The organism is Pseudomonas sp. A214 (genome assembly GCF_900156295.1).
GTDB classification, from domain to species: Bacteria; Pseudomonadota; Gammaproteobacteria; order Pseudomonadales; family Pseudomonadaceae; genus Aquipseudomonas; species Aquipseudomonas rhizophila.
In genome coordinates this window covers 5465409-5482158 of record NZ_LT707062.1, presented here as the reverse complement: position 1 = coordinate 5482158, position 16750 = coordinate 5465409, and the positions used below count along the sequence as shown (strand labels likewise).

The 16750-nt window shown below is 61.4% G+C and carries 18 protein-coding genes; 10 read left to right on the top strand and 8 right to left on the bottom strand.

Annotated elements, in window-relative coordinates; genetic code table 11:
• Positions 1–103 precede the first annotated feature (103 nt).
• Entirely contained in the window at positions 104–2554 is a 2451-nt protein-coding gene (locus BW979_RS24465; RefSeq protein ID WP_076386092.1) for a penicillin acylase family protein, read from the bottom strand.
• A 158-nt stretch (positions 2555–2712) separates the two neighbouring features.
• Positions 2713–3357: a glutathione binding-like protein gene (locus BW979_RS24460; protein WP_047228414.1), complete on the bottom strand. Its 645-nt coding sequence runs from the start codon at positions 3355–3357 to the stop codon at positions 2713–2715.
• A 140-nt stretch (positions 3358–3497) separates the two neighbouring features.
• Here BW979_RS24460 and BW979_RS24455 point away from each other — a divergent pair, with 140 nt between their 5' ends.
• Complete coding sequence (locus BW979_RS24455; protein ID WP_076386731.1) at positions 3498–4055, top strand: cysteine hydrolase family protein; 558 nt, start codon at positions 3498–3500, stop codon at positions 4053–4055.
• Between the two features lie 177 nt (positions 4056–4232).
• Here the strand turns inward: BW979_RS24455 and BW979_RS24450 are convergent, their stop codons facing one another.
• From BW979_RS24450 to BW979_RS24435, 4 genes are all read right to left on the bottom strand, one after another.
• On the bottom strand, positions 4233–4436 hold the full coding sequence (locus tag BW979_RS24450) for an SEC-C metal-binding domain-containing protein (protein ID WP_047228413.1): 204 nt from the start codon (positions 4434–4436) through the stop codon (positions 4233–4235).
• A gap of 5 nt (positions 4437–4441) precedes the next feature.
• Positions 4442–4927, bottom strand: coding sequence for an LEA type 2 family protein (locus BW979_RS24445; RefSeq protein WP_047228412.1), 486 nt, complete (start codon positions 4925–4927; stop codon positions 4442–4444).
• 67 nt (positions 4928–4994) lie between these two features.
• Positions 4995–5471: a YchJ family protein gene (locus BW979_RS24440; RefSeq protein WP_047228411.1), complete on the bottom strand. Its 477-nt coding sequence runs from the start codon at positions 5469–5471 to the stop codon at positions 4995–4997.
• Positions 5472–5485: 14 nt separating this feature from the next.
• Positions 5486–5983 carry a DUF6231 family protein gene (locus BW979_RS24435; protein WP_047228410.1) on the bottom strand — a complete coding sequence of 166 codons (498 nt, stop codon included), beginning with the start codon at positions 5981–5983 and terminating at the stop codon, positions 5486–5488.
• Positions 5984–6175: 192 nt separating this feature from the next.
• Here BW979_RS24435 and BW979_RS24430 point away from each other — a divergent pair, with 192 nt between their 5' ends.
• The 4 genes from BW979_RS24430 to BW979_RS24415 all read left to right on the top strand — a co-directional run bounded on the left by BW979_RS24430 (position 6176) and on the right by BW979_RS24415 (position 8856).
• Complete coding sequence (locus BW979_RS24430) at positions 6176–6871, top strand: OmpA family protein (RefSeq protein WP_076386090.1); 696 nt, start codon at positions 6176–6178, stop codon at positions 6869–6871.
• Positions 6872–6961: 90 nt separating this feature from the next.
• The gene (locus BW979_RS24425) at positions 6962–7687 is read left to right on the top strand and encodes an OmpA family protein (protein ID WP_076386088.1); all 726 of its coding nucleotides are present in this window, start codon (positions 6962–6964) and stop codon (positions 7685–7687) included.
• Positions 7688–7832: 145 nt separating this feature from the next.
• Positions 7833–8105, top strand: coding sequence for a DUF1145 domain-containing protein (locus tag BW979_RS24420; RefSeq protein WP_076386086.1), 273 nt, complete (start codon positions 7833–7835; stop codon positions 8103–8105).
• Positions 8098–8856, top strand: a complete 759-nt coding sequence (locus BW979_RS24415; RefSeq protein ID WP_076386084.1) for a collagen-like triple helix repeat-containing protein — start codon at positions 8098–8100, stop codon at positions 8854–8856. The genes BW979_RS24420 and BW979_RS24415 overlap by 8 nt, the downstream gene beginning before the upstream one ends.
• A gap of 124 nt (positions 8857–8980) precedes the next feature.
• On the opposite strand, the gene BW979_RS24410 is transcribed toward BW979_RS24415, so the two are convergent.
• Complete coding sequence (locus BW979_RS24410) at positions 8981–9445, bottom strand: CopD family protein (protein ID WP_047228405.1); 465 nt, start codon at positions 9443–9445, stop codon at positions 8981–8983.
• 99 nt (positions 9446–9544) lie between these two features.
• Here BW979_RS24410 and dinG point away from each other — a divergent pair, with 99 nt between their 5' ends.
• The 4 genes from dinG (at position 9545) to pdxH (ending at position 14899) form a co-directional block, all read left to right on the top strand.
• Positions 9545–11689 (top strand): ATP-dependent DNA helicase DinG, encoded by a 2145-nt coding sequence (gene dinG, locus BW979_RS24405; RefSeq protein WP_047228404.1) that lies wholly within the window; start codon positions 9545–9547, stop codon positions 11687–11689.
• Between the two features lie 161 nt (positions 11690–11850).
• A complete protein-coding gene (locus tag BW979_RS24400; RefSeq protein WP_076386082.1) occupies positions 11851–12996 on the top strand; it encodes a serine hydrolase domain-containing protein in 1146 nt (381 codons plus the stop codon).
• A 118-nt stretch (positions 12997–13114) separates the two neighbouring features.
• Entirely contained in the window at positions 13115–14227 is a 1113-nt protein-coding gene (locus BW979_RS24395; RefSeq protein WP_076386080.1) for an OmpA family protein, read from the top strand.
• A 24-nt stretch (positions 14228–14251) separates the two neighbouring features.
• Positions 14252–14899 carry a pyridoxamine 5'-phosphate oxidase gene (gene pdxH, locus BW979_RS24390; RefSeq protein ID WP_047228401.1) on the top strand — a complete coding sequence of 216 codons (648 nt, stop codon included), beginning with the start codon at positions 14252–14254 and terminating at the stop codon, positions 14897–14899.
• Here the strand turns inward: pdxH and BW979_RS24385 are convergent.
• Entirely contained in the window at positions 14896–15132 is a 237-nt protein-coding gene (locus BW979_RS24385) for a hypothetical protein (protein ID WP_076386078.1), read from the bottom strand. The genes pdxH and BW979_RS24385 overlap by 4 nt on opposite strands.
• A 172-nt stretch (positions 15133–15304) precedes the next feature.
• Here BW979_RS24385 and BW979_RS24380 point away from each other — a divergent pair, with 172 nt between their 5' ends.
• Positions 15305–15769, top strand: coding sequence for a glycine zipper 2TM domain-containing protein (locus tag BW979_RS24380; RefSeq protein WP_047228399.1), 465 nt, complete (start codon positions 15305–15307; stop codon positions 15767–15769).
• Positions 15770–16750: the final 981 nt, after the last annotated feature.

Genomic DNA, 16750 nt, shown 5'->3' with positions numbered 1-16750 from the left:
AGTTCTATCGGGTTTGGTGCGGCAGGATCAGGTGGCAGGGCGGACAAATGTGGCGAGGGGGTTTAGCCCAGCGGGGATAAATTCCCTCGCCACACAGGACAGCCTACTTACCGGGCACCAGGGTCAAGCGCGCCTTGCCGTACGCCCGCTCAAAGTTCTGCGGCTGCAATGGCAGGTTCTGATAGTTCCCCTTGATCCACGGATCAATGCCATTGACGTAGTTCGGGCTGGCGGGGTTGCCAGACTGGCCGGTGCCGCCCTGGATCATCAACGGCTCGGGCTGGCCGAAGTCGACGATGAACCGCATGGCCGGCGCCTGGGTGGTGTTGAAACTCTCGCCCCAGACGAATGCCGAGCTGTTGAGCGTGGAGGCATCGCCGCCGGCGGGCAGGGGGCCGCGGACGATTTGGCCGCTGCTGTTCTTCCATTCGTAGCGATGCAGCTTGCCCCACTGCCAAGCCTTGTGGTCACCGCCCAACTGGCTGTCGCCAGCAGTGATGGCCGCTGCCAGGCTGCGGGCCAGGATCACGGATTTGTCTTCCTTCTGCGGTGTGCGCACGTCATCCCAGAACGGGCTGTCTTCGCGACCGAGCAAGTGATCGGCCTGGGCCGAGTAGGACAACTGACCGTTGGCGAGCAGCGCTTTCCACGCCGGGCTGCTGTCCGGACCCAGTTCGTCGAGGAAGATCTGCTTCATGCTTTCCTGCAGAAACAGTTCATAAATCGCCGCGTCGGCGGAGCCTGGGCTGAGCCGGCCATCGAAAGCCATTAGCCGGGTATAGGCCTCGCGAGCCTTGGCCCGGTCCGCCACTGGTAGCGCGTCGATCGCCTGCTTGAGCGGTTGGGCCATGCCCGGGGCTTCGAAGACTTTCTTGAGCTTGGCGGCAAAGGTCGTGGTCTGGTCATATTGCATGGCAGTCAGGCTGCGGCTGTCGTGCTTGCCGGCCCCGGCCAGCTCGGCCATACGCTCGCCGCGCTCCGGTGCGCCCCAGGAATTGGACAACTGCATGCCGTAGCCGTCGGGAATGACTCGCTGGTTGGCGGCGCCGAGCCAGCCCTGGGCCGGATCCTGATCGTAGGGGTGCAGCATCGGGTCGGCGTAGCCATCCCAATCGTAGCGACCTTCCCAACCGGGCGATGGCAACAGGCCTTCACCTTCGCGGCGGTTCGGATAGCGCCCGGTAACTTGCCAACCAATGTGGCTGGCGTCGGCAAAGATCATGTTCACCGCGATGGCGCGGATTTCACGGCTGGCATCGGAGGCTTTCTCGACATTCTGCGCTCGGGACAAGTCGAAGAACGCGTCCAGGGTTTTGTCGTCGCTAAAGCTCGGCGTCTGCAAGGCCAGGCCAAGACCGTTGGCCATGGCCGAGCCCTGGACGCTGTTGAGCAGGGGGCCGTGGCGGGTCTCATACACCGCTTCGCGAATCGGCCGCTGGCCTTTGATGAAGTAGGTCTCGTTGCGGACCATCACCGGCTGCCATTTGCCGTTGACCTCGTAGGACAGACCATTGCCCTGGCGTCGGATTTTTTCCAGGAACAGGTCCTGGTTGTCGCCCAACACGCTGCTCATGCTCCAGGCCACTTTGCCGTTGAACCCCGCCAGAATCATCGGGATGCCCGCCACGGAAACCCCGGCGGCCTGATACTTGGGCGCACGAATCTGCACGGGAACCCACAGTGACGGCACGCTCAATGGGCCATGGCTGTCGCTGGCCAGCAGGCTCTTGCCGTTGCGGCTGCGATGCGGGGCGATGGCCCAGTTGCTGGAGGAAGCAATATTCAGCAAATTCAGTTCGGACAACTGAGCGCTGGCCTTGCTGACTTCGTTGAGGCCCGGGACCTGACCGCTGAGCCGCAGGCCCTGGAGCTTATCGGCCTCGGCCATCGGCAGTTGTTCATCCGGGTACGAGGGGCTCAGCCAGGCCAGTTTGTCCTGGGTGACCGTCTGGGCCAGCACCAAGGCGGCGATTTCTTCCGGCAGGTTGGCCGATTGGCTGAAATTGAGCAGGCAAAACATCAGCGCCGAATCTTGCGGTTTCCAGTATTCGGGTTTGTAGCCGTTGGCGGCCAGGTCCGGTGGCAACTTGTCGCGATAGCGGAACAGGTACGCGTTGACGCCGCGGGCATAGACTTCGAAGAAGCGTTTGAGCCGCGGCGAGGAGGCTTTGTACAGCTCGTCGGCGCTTTTCTTCAGGTTGACCGCACGCATGTAGCGATCGACGTCCAGTCGTTCGGCGCCGGACATTTCTGCCAGACGACCCTGAGCCAGCAGGCGCATGGTCACCATCTGGCTGATGCGGTCGCTGGCATGGACGTAGCCGAGGCTGAACAGGGCGTCATGGAAATTGTTGCTCTCGATCAGTGGCATGCCCATGGCATTGCGTCGAACCGAGACGTTCTGCGCCAGCCCCTTGAGCGGTTGCACGCCGGACGTCGGAGGAACCGTGTCCTGGGCGTTCCAGGTCTGGCAACCGCTCAGACCGAGCACACTGGCCACTGCGGCGGCAACGCCGAGCCGGGGGAAGGGAAAAATAGAGGCTGGCGAGGCCATGGCAAAGCTCCTGCGGGAGGGGGGGACACCGATAAAGGCGCTACGTTAGTGAGCAGGAGGAGGGCGCGCAAGCGGGGGCAGGGGTTATTTGTTGATTTGGCGATGAAAGCCTGCTGTGAGGCTTACCCACAGCAGGGTTTTGGGTGTATCAGGAGGGCTCAGGGCTTGGGCGGGTTGACCTTGTCCACCAGGGCATAGGCCTTGGCAGTGGCCGGGCGCTCCTTGATGCGATTGAACCAGCGCTGCACGTTCGGGAAGTCTTCCAACCGCTGGCTTTGCCATTGGTGTGAAACGGTCCAGGGATAAATCGCCATGTCGGCAATGCTGTACTCGTTGCCCGCCACGAATTCACGGTCCGCCAGACGGCGATCCAGCACACCATACAGACGAGCGGTTTCGTCGACATAGCGTTTGATCGCGTAGGGGATTTTTTCCGGGGCGAACCGGCTGAAGTGATGATTCTGCCCGGCCATCGGCCCCAGGCCGCCCATCTGCCAGAACAGCCACTGCAACACTTCTTGCCGTCCGCGCAAATTCTCTGGAATGAACTGGCCGGTTTTTTCCGCCAGGTACAGCAGGATCGCGCCCGACTCGAACAGCGAAATCGGCTCGCCACCATCGGCGGGTTTGTGGTCGATGATCGCCGGAATGCGGTTGTTGGGGGCGATTTTCAGGAAATCGGGCTTGAACTGCTCTGCCTGGCCGATGTTGATCGGGTGCACCTTGTAGGGCATGCCGGCTTCTTCAAGGAACAACGAGATTTTATGGCCGTTGGGCGTGGTCCAGTAATACAGGTCGATCATGGAGGGCTCCAGATAAGACAGCGTGATGGATGGACAACACATGACGGCGGGAGGTCGTCCTGATTGCCGAAAGGCTTGCCTGTAGGAAGAGGTGATGCTCAAGTGTGGAAAATTCAATGACCGAACACGAGAAAACCGGCATGGAGTTACAGAAAAACGCAGCGTTGATTCTTATCGATCAACAAAAAGGCATCCTTCACCCCAGGCTAGGCCCTCGCAACAACCCCGATGCGGAGCTGCGCATGCTCCAGTTGCTCGATTTCTGGCGACAATCGGCACGGCCGGTGATTCATGTCCACCACCTGTCCCGCTCGCCGGACTCAGTGTTCTGGCCCGGGCAATCGGGCGTGGAGGTTCAGGAGCGGTTCGAGCCGTTAGCCGGGGAAAGGCTGGTTCAAAAGCAGGTGCCGGATGCGTTCTGCGGCACGCGCCTGGAGACAGACTTGCGGGAAGCGGGGATTGAGCAATTGGTGATCGTGGGCGTGGCGACGAACAACTCGGTGGAGTCCACGGCGCGTACGGCCGGCAATCTGGGATTCGACACTTGGGTGGCCGAAGACGCGTGTTTTACCTTCGACAAGGCTGACTATTTCGGCCATGCCCGTTCGGCTGGCGAGGTCCATGCCATGTCGCTGGGCAACTTGCATGGCGAGTATGCGACGGTGGTCAGCGTGAAGCAGATTCTTGCGGCGGGTTGAAACCGAGTGTGTGGGGTTGCCCCAGCCGGTATGGATTAGCCTCAAACGCCCCATCGCGAGCAGGCTCCCACAGGGCTCAGTGGTGAATCCGGATTTTGTGGTCGCCGCAGGCCCCTGTGGGAGCGAGCCTGCTCGCGAGGACGATTCAACAGGCGAAGATTATCTTCGCCCGGATCATCAAGCGCCGTGGCACTTCTTGAATTTCTTGCCATTGCCGCATGGGCAAGGGTCGTTGCGGCCGACATCCTTCAGGGTGTTGCGCACCGGTTCCTGGTGGGCGTGGCCACAGTTCGGGCCATGGACATGTCCGTGATCATGATCGTGGTGATGGTCATGATCGTGGTTGCAGTCAGGGCCATGGACGTGGGGTTGCTGGGTCATCGGGGTTACTCCGCAATAAAATCGGCGGCGATTATCACGCCATTGCGCCTCAGGTGCACGTAGTGGGCGATGAATAAACCGGTTTCCAGCTCACCTTCCAGGCGATAGGGGATCTGCTGGCGGGGTTTTTCGAGCATTTTCACCAGCTTGCGTACCTGCGGCCACAGGTTGGTGCGGATCGGAACCCTGAAGTAGCGGCTATGCCCGGGACGCACCGTGAACCAGTGCTCGTGCTCTCCTTCGGTCAGCAACAGGTCGCCCAGATGAATGCGGTAGGTTATGCCGCGCACGGTCAAATCACTGTCGTCGGGGTTGTCCACACGAAAGTGCAGCATGAACTTCTGCTCCACCAGCCGCGCCCGTACCACCTCGACCTTGGTCAGATGCACCTGCGGTTCAGGGGCCTCATCACCTCGCCAGGACGCACAACTGCCGAGCCCGATGAACAGCAGCAGGCAGGTGATGCGCAGCAGATGTGATGAAAGGGTCATGTCCGTGCCTCTGGTTTATCCCAGTCTAGCCTGCTGGCGAGCGCAGCAGTGTCGGACGATTCCGATATCAGCGATTAAAGTAGCCTGCGCAGCACTTCTTGAATTTGTGCCCACTGCCGCACGGGCAGGTGTCGTTGCGTCCGGTCTTGACTGGCACTGTCGGGTCGATGAAGTACCAGCGTGCGCCGTTCTGTACGAAGGATGACTGTTCGCGGTGGCTGTGTTCCCCCTGGCCGTCGTGCCAGCGCGCGGTGAAGGTGACAAAGGCGTGTTCGGGTTGGCCACCGAATACTTCGCTGCTTTCCACCTCCAGTCCGAGCCATGTGCTTTTGGCGCTCCACTCGCTGATGGATTGGCGATCCAGGCCGTCCTGCTGGGCGGGCAAGGTCGTGGCTACCAGATAGTCCACCAGCCCCAGCACGTAGGCGCTGTAACGCGAGCGCATCAAGGCTTCGGCGCAGGGCGCCGGGTGACCATCGTGGTAATGGCCGCAGCAGGCGTCCAGTGGGTTGCCACTGCCGCACGGGCAAATGGTTGTGTGCATGCTTGTGTTCACGGCTACCACCAGTATTTTCCAAAGTTTTCCGGGTTGGCCCAAAAGCGTGAGTTGAGCCAGTCAGGGACTTGTTTGTATTCAAGCAGATCGTAGGTAAACAGGGTCAGCACCTGCTCCTCGCGCTGGAATCGCTCACTGGCCTGCAGGGCCAGGGAAAAGAAATCAGTTTCTTGCCAGCCGCAGGCATTGAGGTCCGCCAGCACGGCGATACGGCTGGCGTTGAGATTGCGGATGCCACCCAACAGGTTCAGACCGTCACGTTTGGGCAAATGCTCCAGGCAATCAAGCGCCAGGGCCAGGTCAAAACGTCGCGCCGCCACGTCCGCCGCAAGGGCGCCAGGGGCGGCGTGGACCACTTCAGTATCAGGATGCGCTTGCTGGAACGCCTCAAGGGCAGGGAAGCTGCTGGCCCCGATCAACAGCAGTTTTTTCGGGGCATAACGGTCCAGCACGGCAGCCAGGGCTTGCTGGGGCGTACGGGAAGAAATGGCAACGGTCATCGAAGTTCCTCTGTCAGAGCCGCCACGATAGCCTGCGCGGACCCCATGGCCTAGAGCGGTTTGTGCTTAAACGTATCGATCTACGGCAAATAGGGGGCAAAAACCGCGATAGCGTGATGCTGGCGCGGATGCGGAGTCGGGTCTTTACTCCCCTGAATCGGCGCAAAGCCGATCCCTCAAGGAGAAAACCCAATGAGCATAGTTCGCACAGCGTTACCCTTGGTTCTGCTGACCGGTGTGTTGACTGGTTGCGCAGGTTTGCAGAAAACCGATTGGCCGACCTGCGCGGCGGTTGGCGGTGTGACGGGCGCTGGATTGGGCGCCATCGAAAGCACCTCCTGGGCCGGCGGTGGTGCATTGTTTGTCGGCACCATGGCGGCGGCTTATTGCTGGGTGCATGGCGACGGCGATGAGGATGGCGATGGCGTGCCGGACAGCCGCGACAAATGCCCGGGCACGCCTAAGGGCGTGCAAGTCGATGCCGACGGCTGCCCGCCACCGGCACCGGCGCCGATGGTTGAAGAAGTCGTGGTGGTCCAGGAAGAAACCATTGTGATCCGTGACGTACATTTCGAATTCGACAAGGTCACGCTGACGGCGGCAGACAAGGAGGTCCTGAGCACGATTGCAACCCGACTCAAACAGGAAACGTCCACCGCGCAACTGCGCGTCACCGGCCACACCGACAGCGTCGGCAGCGATGCCTATAACCAGCGCCTGTCTGAACAACGGGCCAACGCGGTGGTGCAATACCTGGTTGAGAGCGGCGTGCCCCGTTCCAGCTTCGTTTCGGTGGAGGGGGCCGGTGAGAGCCAGCCGGTGGCGGACAACAGCACCGCCGATGGTCGGGCCATGAACCGCCGCACGGAGATCAAGATAAATCGCTGAAGCCCCCGTCATCCGCGGCTTGTACAGTCGCGGATGCGGGTCTTTACTCCTGTGTGACCGGTATGGGCCGGTAACACAGGAGCATTCACCATGAACGTTCTACTCAGGGCCGCCTTACCGGTACTGCTGGCGGGCAGTCTGTTGTCAGGTTGTGCCACTCACAGCGATGGCGGCGCACCGCTCAATCAACGCACCTGGCCAGTCTGTAGCTTGATCGGCGGTCTGGTTGGCGGCGGCCTGGGGGCCCTCGAAAGCAGCGGTTGGGCGGCGGGCGGTGCTGCGCTGGGGCTGTTGACCGGCGGCCTGATCTGCTACGCCCAGGATGGCGACGAGGACGATGACGGCGTGTTCGACCGCCGTGACCGTTGTCCCGACACGCCGGCCAATACCCCGGTTGAACATCATGGTTGCCCGTTGCCGCAATACCCGGTCAGCGCTCCGCCGGTTGAACCTCAGGCACCGGCCACTGAAGTGATCACCCTCAACGATGCCGGCAAGGTGCTGTTCGACTTCGATAAATCCGATCTCACTCAAGACGCGCGAAGCCAGCTCGATGGGCTGATGAGCAAATTGAGTCATGCCAATGTCGCCAGTATTCGCGTGGTGGGGCACACCGACAGCGTCGGCACTGACGCCTACAACCAGGGGTTGTCCGAGCGTCGGGCAAGCAGCGTGGTGGAATATCTGCTTACCCAGGGGCTTTCACCGGACAAGCTCACCAGTGAGGGCAAGGGTGAAAGCGAGCCTGTGGCCGACAACGAGACCGATGAGGGGCGGGCGCAGAATCGTCGGGTTGAGTTGCATATCCAACGCTGAGCCGCGTGCCAGAGCCGTCGGGTCGCCAGTGGGGCGACCCGACGAGCCGAGGTTTGCGTCAGATTAAATTTGCCCTGGCCTCTGGCTTATTCTGCGCGCAAGCCGTTACTGTGCGTGCAAAGAATAATACTTACCGGGGGGATGTATGAAGCTGTTATGGGCGCTGGGGCGCTTGTTGACCCTGCTGTTCTGGCTGGTGGTGCTGGTCAACCTGGTCATGCCGTTCGTTCATCCGCTGCATCTGCTGGTCAATTTTGGCGCAGCGATGTTGCTGGCGATCCATTTGCTGGAACTGGTGTGGTTTCGAGCCAGCTTGCGCGGCCGGCCGGCTTCAGGCCGTGATCGCCTGCGAGTGCTGCTGTTCGGCATCTTCCACCTGCAAACCCTCCCGATCGCCGCCGAGGCTTCCCATGCGTAAATTGTGTCTGCTTGTCGCACTCGTGTGCCCCTGGGCCAGTGCCCAAGTGATCCAGGTCGAAACCCATTCCTTGATGCGCCTGCCCAATACCACCAGCGCCCTGACACTGGAACGGCTGGAGGTGGCCGATTACGGCACGTTGCTGGTGCCTGCCAACGTCACTGAATTGACCATTGGCCAACTGCACCTGGGGCGCGAAGCACGGATCGCCATCGTGCCTGGGCAACAGACACTGCAGATAAAAGTTGCCGAGGGGGAACTGGGCGACGGCAGTCAGATCACGGCTCGGGGCGCGCCCGGAACCTATACCAAAGCGGCACGACCGGGGCGTGATCTCAATCTGCGCTTCAATGCCTTGAATGCGCCATTGTTGTCGGTGGATGCCCGCGGTGGAACCGGAGCGCCAGGTTACGTGGGCCTCGACGGCGCCAACGGCCAGGCGCCGGGTTGTACGTGGGGGGCAGCCGGTCGCGGTGCCGACGGCAGCAATGGCAGCGATGGCCAGCCGGGTGCGGCGGGTGCGCAGGTGCGTCTCGAACTGCCCCGTGATTATCCCGATGAGCAGATCAAGGTTACGGTGGAGGGTGGCGCGGGCGGCGCCGCTGGAGCCGGAGGTAAACCCGGCGCTGGCGGCAAGGCCAAGGGGTGCTTCGTCTATACCGCCGACGGTGGCAAAAGCGGTCGCCCTGGTGCCGATGGCCAGCCGGGACCAGCCGGAGCAGCGGGGGCGGTGACGGTGCAGCGATTCTAAGAGGACTGAGCTCGAGACCTGTGGGAGCGAGCCTGCTCGCGTTGGCAGGGTATCAGTCAACCTTGATGTGACTGACCCACCGTTATCGCGAGCAGGCTCGCTCCCACCAGGGGATACGCTAAGTTCAGAACATCGGCCGCGCCGCGCCAATCGCCACCACCAGCAACCCGATCAACAGATTAATCCCCACCAACTGCCGGATTTTCCCCAGTACCGCCGCGCCCGTCGGCCAGTCCTGGGCTGCTACGGCCTTGCGCAGGGCCGGCAATTGCAATCCCTGGATGCGGATAAACAGCGCCGTCATCACCACATACAAGCCGATCATGATCTGCACATAACGTGGCGCGGTCTCGAAGCCGGCAAAGCGCATGTGGATCAGGCCCACGCCGCTGATCGGCAAAAGCACCACTGCGACCCAGACCCAAACGAAAAAACGCTGAAACACTTCTGTCCATAATTTGAGCCGGGCCGGCCCCTCAAGGGCCGCGATTGCGGCGGGGCGCAGGATCATCCAGGCGAAGAACATACCGCCGACCCAGACCAGGGCCGCCAGTAAATGCAGGGTGTAGACGAGGGCAAAGGGTGTCATTGAGTTACTCCGTTCTGCGCAGGATTGATTAGCGGGGTATGATAGCCGCCGATCCGAACCACTGAAAATTTATCCAGCGTTTTTAGCGCCCGACCATTCATGATCAGCACCGAACTCAAAACCACGATCCAGGGCGCCTATTCGCGTTTTCTCGAAGCCAAGAGCCTCAAGCCGCGATATGGCCAGCGCCTGATGATTGCCGAAGTGGCAAAAGTCCTGGGTGACATCGACACCGACGACGAAGGCCGGCGCAGTGGCGAGCCTGCCGTCGTGGCGGTGGAGGCCGGCACCGGCACCGGCAAGACCGTGGCCTACAGCCTGGCGGCAATCCCCACCGCCAAGGCCGCCGGCAAACGCCTGGTGATCGCCACGGCCACGATCGCCTTGCAGGAGCAGATCGTTTTCAAGGACCTGCCTGACCTGATGCGCAACAGCGGGCTGAATTTCAGCTTCGCCCTGGCCAAGGGCCGTGGGCGCTACATGTGCCTGTCCAAGCTCGACATGTTGCTCCAGGAAGGCCAGGCGCAGACCGCCACGGCCCAGTTGTTCGAGGAAGAAGGCTTCAAGATCGAAGTCGATGAGGCCAGTCAGAAGCTGTTTACCAGCATGATCGAAAAACTGGCCGGCAATAAATGGGACGGCGACCGCGACAGCTGGTCCACCGCCCTGGAAGACGCCGACTGGTCACGCCTGACTACCGATCACAGCCAGTGCACCAACCGTCATTGCCCGAACTTCGGCCAGTGCGCCTTTTACAAGGCCCGCGAAGGCATGGGCAAGGTCGACGTCATTGTCACCAACCACGACATGGTCCTGGCCGACCTGGCCCTGGGCGGTGGCGCGGTGCTGCCGGATCCGCGTGACACGATCTATGTGTTCGACGAAGGTCACCACCTGCCGGACAAGGCCATCGGCCATTTCGCCCATTACACCCGGCTGCGCTCCACCGCTGACTGGCTGGAAACCACCGCCAAGAACCTCACCAAGCTGTTGGCCCAACACCCGCTGCCGGGTGACCTGGGCAAGTTCATCGAGCAGGTGCCCGAGCTGGCCCGTGAAATCAAGACGAACCAGCAGTTCATGTTCAGTGCCTGCGAACAAGTGGCGGATTTCAAGCCCGGCGAAGACGTCGAGGGTCGTGATCGACCTCGCCATCGCTTTGTCGGCGGCGTCATTCCCGAGCACATGCGCGAGATGGGCATCGAGCTCAAGAAAGGCTTTGCCCGCCTGACCGACCTGTTCACCCGTCTGACCGACCTGCTCAAGGAAGGCATGGATGGCGAGGTCAATATCGGTATCGCCAGCAACCAGGCCGAGGAGTGGTACCCGTTGTTCGGCAGTCTGCTGTCCCGCTCCCAGGGTAACTGGGAGTTGTGGACCGCGTTCACGACTGAAGACCCGGAAGACAACCCGCCGATGGCGCGTTGGTTGACCCTGGCCGAAAGCGGCTCGCTGTTCGACATCGAGGTCAATGCCAGCCCGATCCTGGCGGCGGAAATGCTGCGTCGCAACCTGTGGAATGTCGCCTACGGCGCGCTGGTGACTTCCGCCACGCTGACCGCCCTGGGCACGTTCGACCGTTTCCGCATGCGCGCCGGCCTGCCGAAAAAAGCCGTGACCGCCGTGGTTCCGAGCCCCTTCCATCATGCCGACGCCGGCGTGCTGCGGGTCCCGGACCTCAAGGCTGATCCGCGGGATGCCGCCGCCCACACCGCGGCGATTATTCGCGACCTGCCGGAACTGGTGGAAGGCTCGCGGGGCACCCTGGTGCTGTTTTCCTCGCGCAAACAGATGCAGGACGTGTTCGACGGCCTCGACCGCGACTGGCGCAAGCAAGTGTTCATCCAAGGCAACCTGTCCAAGCAGGAAACCCTGAACAAGCACAAAGCGCGGGTCGATGGCGGCGATTCCAGCGTGCTGTTCGGCCTGGCGAGTTTTGCCGAAGGCGTGGATTTGCCCGGTGCCTACTGTGAGCATGTGGTGATCGCCAAGATCCCGTTTTCGGTTCCGGACGACCCGGTGGAAGCCGCGTTGGCCGAATGGATCGAGGCCCGCGGTGGTAACCCGTTCATGGAAATCTCCGTGCCGGACGCCTCGCTGAAACTGGTCCAGGCCTGTGGTCGATTGCTGCGCACCGAAGAAGACCGCGGCACCATCACCTTGCTCGACCGCCGACTGGTGACCCAGCGCTACGGCAAGGCGATCCTCAACGCCCTGCCACCGTTTCGGCGGGAGATATCCTAGCCTCCCGGTGATTTTTGACTGAGGAGGTCTCTGTGGCGAGGGGATTTAGCGAAACGGGCAGTGTCAGTCCGGTCAGCCGTCTTGCGGCGGTTCCCAAAAACCTCAATGGCTGAAACAATGCAGGCCACTTCAAAAAAGTGTTTGTTTCAAGGGAGTTGCGGGTGCAGATTCAAGGCCATTATGAGCTTCAATTCGAGGCGGTGCGTGAAGCCTTCGCCGCGCTGTTCGACGATCCTCAGGAGCGCGGCGCGGCGTTGTGCATTCAGGTTGGTGGCCGCACGGTCATCGATCTGTGGGCCGGCACGGCCGACAAGGATGGCAGTGAGGCCTGGCACAGCGACACCATCGCCAATCTGTTTTCCTGCACCAAGACGTTCACCGCCGTCACCGCCCTGCAACTGGTGGCCGAAGGCAAGCTGCAACTGGACGCCCCTGTCGCCCGCTACTGGCCTGAGTTCGCGGCAGCCGGCAAGCAAGCCGTCACGCTCCGTCAGTTGCTTTGCCACCAGGCCGGGTTGCCGGCGTTACGTGAATTGCTGGCGCCCGAAGCACTTTATAACTGGCAGACCATGGTCGATGCTCTGGCCGCTGAAGCGCCCTGGTGGACGCCGGGTGACGGTCACGGCTACGCGGCGATCACTTATGGCTGGCTGGTCGGCGAACTGCTGCGCAGGGCTGACGGTCGTGGGCCGGGGGCATCCATCGTGGCCCGTATTGCCAAGCCGTTGGGCCTGGATTTTCACGTCGGCCTGGCTGATGAAGAGTTTCATCGCGTGGCCCACATCGCTCGCGGCAAAGGCAATGCGGGTGATGCGGCGGCCCAGCGCCTTTTACAAGTAACGATGCGCGAACCCACGGCCATGACTACCCGGGCCTTTACTAACCCGCCCTCGATCATGACCAGCACCAATAAGCCAGAGTGGCGGCGCATGGAACAACCGGCGGCCAACGGCCATGGTAACGCCCGTAGCCTGGCCGGGTTTTATGCCGGCCTGCTGGACGGCAGCCTGCTGGAGGGCGAAATGCTCGACGAACTGACTCGCCAGCACAGCTTCGGCGAGGACAAGACATTGTTGACCCAGACCCGTTTCGGCCTGGGTTGCATGCTCGATCAGCCGGATGTACCGAACGCGACCTACGGCCTCGGCCCTCGGGCATTCGGTCATCCTGGGGCAGGGGGCTCCATCGGTTTTGCCGACCCGGAGCACGATGTGGCTTTTGGCTTTGTGACAAACACCCTCGGGCCATACGTTTTGATGGATCCGCGGGCGCAGAACCTTGCGCGGGTACTTGCCACTTGTCTATAAAACGTTAGCGAAGGCGGCGGGCACAGGAACCTCGTGTTCCTTTCAGTTTCCAACCGTCTGTTTATGCGGCCCGAACATGGCCTTTGTTTTTTTTTTTACATCATTTTGTGGATATCCAATGTCATTGAATAAATCTTTCGCTCTGGCGCTGTGCTTCGCTATCACCGGTTGCGCACAAACCCCACAAAATGATGCCGAGGGCGGCAGTGGCTGGTGGCCGTTCGGCGCCTCCGACAAGGTCGCGGCCAAAGAACCGACGTCAGCGGCGCCGCTGAAACCGGCTGCCGTCGCGCCACAAGCCAAGGCCGAGGGTGCCACTCACTGGTGGTGGCCGTTTTCTTCCGATGACGCCACCGACGGCGTCGCCAAAAAAGTCGACGCCAAACCTGAAGTCAAGACGCCGGTTACCGTCGCCAAGGCTGAAGCTGAAAGCAACGGCAAGTGGTGGTGGCCATTCGGCGGTAAAGATCAGGAAACCGCCAAGACGGTGCCGATGCCGGATCCGAAAGTCACCCAGGCCTGGCTCGACGACTACGAGCCAAAATTGCGCACGGCCATCAAGGACAGCAAGCTCGAACTTGAACGCCGCGACGACGTGCTGGTGGTCACCGCACCGGTGGACGGCTCCTTCAACCCGGATCGTCCGGCCATGCTGCTGCCGGTGAGCCTCGGCCCGTTCACCCGCGTTGCGAAAATTCTGGAAGCTGATCCGAAAACAGCCGTGCTGATCCTCGGCCACGCCGACACGTCGGGCGCCGCGCCGGTCAACCTGAAGCTCAGCCAGGAACGCGCCCAATCCGTGGCGGCGATTTTCCGTCTCAGCGGCTTGCAGCGTGATCGCCTGATGCTGCGTGGCATGGGTTCGGTTGCGCCCCGTGCCGCCAATGACAGCGTTGAAGGTCGCGCTTTGAATCGTCGTGTCGAGCTGCTGGTCACGCCGCAAAACACCATGGTTGCGCTGCTGAGCAAGTACAACATGCCGGCCCCGGCACCAGTAAGGTTGGTGGCGGTCCAGGACGTGAAACCTGCGGCTTTGGCGCCAGCGCCCGCGCCGGCGGCTAAAAAATCCAAGGCTGTTGCCAGCAAAAAAGCGCCGGCCAAGAAGGCTGTCGCCAAGGCTCCTGCGAAAAAAGCCCCGGCCAAGAAAGCGCCGGTGGCGAAGAAGCCGCAACCGACCAAAGCCGCTACCGATGCCAAGAAAGTCGCGGCTGCCGATGCATCCAAGCAGTGATGGGCTAACTACAAGGAACGCGCCATGACCCAGACGCTGGCTGATATGCGCCGCGACTACACCCGCGATGGCCTGACCGAGGCGCAGGCCCCGGCCGAGCCGTTCGCGCTGTTCCACCAGTGGTTCGCCGACGCGGTGAAAACCGAACAGGCGCCGGTGGAGGCCAACGCCATGACCTTGGCGACCGTGGATGCCGATGGGCGCCCGCACTGCCGGATCTTGCTGCTCAAGGGGCTCGATGCCCAAGGCTTCACGTTCTTCACCAACTACGAGAGCGCCAAGGGTCAGCAACTGGCCGCGAACCCGTTCGCGGCCATGACATTTTTCTGGCCGACGCTGGAGCGTCAGGTGCGTATCGAGGGCAAGGTGCAGAAGGTCACGGCGCAAGAGTCGGACGCCTATTATCAGGTACGGCCATTGGGCAGTCGCCTCGGGGCCTGGGCTTCACCTCAAAGCCGGGTGATTGCGGGTCGAGGTGAGCTGGAAGACTTGCTCAAGGCCACCGAACAACGCTTCAGTGACAGCCAGCCTCACTGCCCGGAGCATTGGGGGGGCTATCGTCTGCTGCCCGAGCGTATCGAATTCTGGCAGGGACGGGCCAGCCGTCTGCATGATCGCCTCAACTACCGCCTGCAAGAGGCGAGCTGGATCCGCGAGCGTCTGGCGCCTTAGCCCTGGGTATACCCTGCCGCCGCGGCCTGAAGCCATTGCGGCAGGTCGCGCCGCTTGATCCCTTGCTTCTGGGCGTCGGCCAATTGTTGCAGCATGTAAGTTTTTTTCAGCTCATCCTGCCCCGCCAATGACAGCGCCAGATCGCGGTCCATCCAGCGTTTGATCCGCACGTACAGCCACCAATGAAAGTACAAACCGGCGACGGTGGTAGCGGCTATGATGAAATAATCCATGAGAAATCCTCAGGCCAGTGACGCGGATAGCGGAAATTGGCGCTACTGTTTGGGTGAATTTTTCGGGCGAGTCTGTATCCCACCTGAATGAAAACAATTTTATCCCGGCGAGGCCGTGACAGGCGTCAAGCTGCGGAGTTTAATGAATACCTGTCTTTTGGAGTTTGATGCTATGCGTAAGTCTGTTTTGCTGGTTGCTTCCTTTTCCACGATGGCGATGTTGCTCACTGGCTGTCAGTCGAGCCTGACCGGTGACTCCTATTCCCGTGACGAAGCGCGTCGCGTGCAGACCATCCGCATGGGGACCATTGAAGCCTTGCGTCCGGTCAAGATCGAAGGCACCAAGACCCCGATCGGCGGCGCGGCGGGTGCGGTGGTAGGTGGTGTGGGTGGCAGCGCCATCGGCGGTGGCCGTGGCAGTATCGTTGCTGCCGTGATCGGCGCCGTGGCCGGCGGCCTGATCGGCTCCGCGACCGAAGAAGGCCTGACCCGTACCCAGGGTGTGGAAATCACCGTTCGTGAAGACGACGGCAGCATGCGCGCCTATGTGCAGCAGGTTCAGGAAAACGAAGTGTTCCGTGTGGGTGAGCGAGTTCGTATTTCCACTGTGGATGGTACGAGCCGCGTATCGCACTAAGCTGGAATCGCTAAGAGAAAATCGCGCTTTTTCCTGAACGGGGAGGCGCGATTTTTTTATGGCTTCGTTTCGGTGGGGGGGCGGTGTGTATATCCGTTTTTTCGGTGACGGCCACTGGCGGTTCCGCCCTTACGGCGGGTCACTTTCGAAAAGCGCGAAAGTAACCAAAGCGCTTCTGCCCCACCACTCGGCACCTCGCTTAGGCTCGGTGTGCCTGAACGAAGGCATTGCTCCGTGGGCCGCCGCGAAGGGCCATCCATGGCCCAGCGCGGCTAACCCGGCATCCATGCCGGGTTGCCCACTCCACAACGCCTCCGTTCAGCCAGCGTGGTTAACGGGGCGTCCAAGATCAACGTCCACCGCGAGGCGGCCTTATAGCCGGCCTGATTCTTGGTGGGACCGCGTTTCTCCTGTGGGAGCGGGCTTGCTCACGCAAGCGGTATCACAGTCGATGAAGATGTTGGGTATGTTGGCCTTTTCGCGAACAAGCCCGCTCCCTCAGTGGTTCTGTGTTGGATATAAATTTGTGCTCACTGAAAGGTCGAATGTGGGAGCGAGCCTGCTCGCGATGACGGCAGTCCATTCAATCGCTATGTAACTGAACTATCGCAAGGCTGAAAAGGCGGCTACACAGTTGACGAAGATGTTGCATGTGTCGACCTCTTCGCGAGCAGGCTCGCTCCCATAGGAAAAACGCGATCATCAAAAAAACAGGTCGGCTATAAGGCCGCCTCGCGGTGGACGTTGATCTCGGACGCCCCGTTAACCACGCTGGCCGAACGCAGGCATTGTGGAGTGGGCATCCCGGCATGGATGCCGGGATAGCCGCGCTGGGCCATGGATGGCCCTTCGCGGCGGGCCCACGGAGCAATGCCGGAGTGAGGGTACACCGAGCCTAAGCGAGGTGCCGAGTGGTGGGGCAGAAGCGTTTTGGTTACTTTTGCGCTGTTCAAAAGTGACCCGCCGTAAGGGCGGAACCGC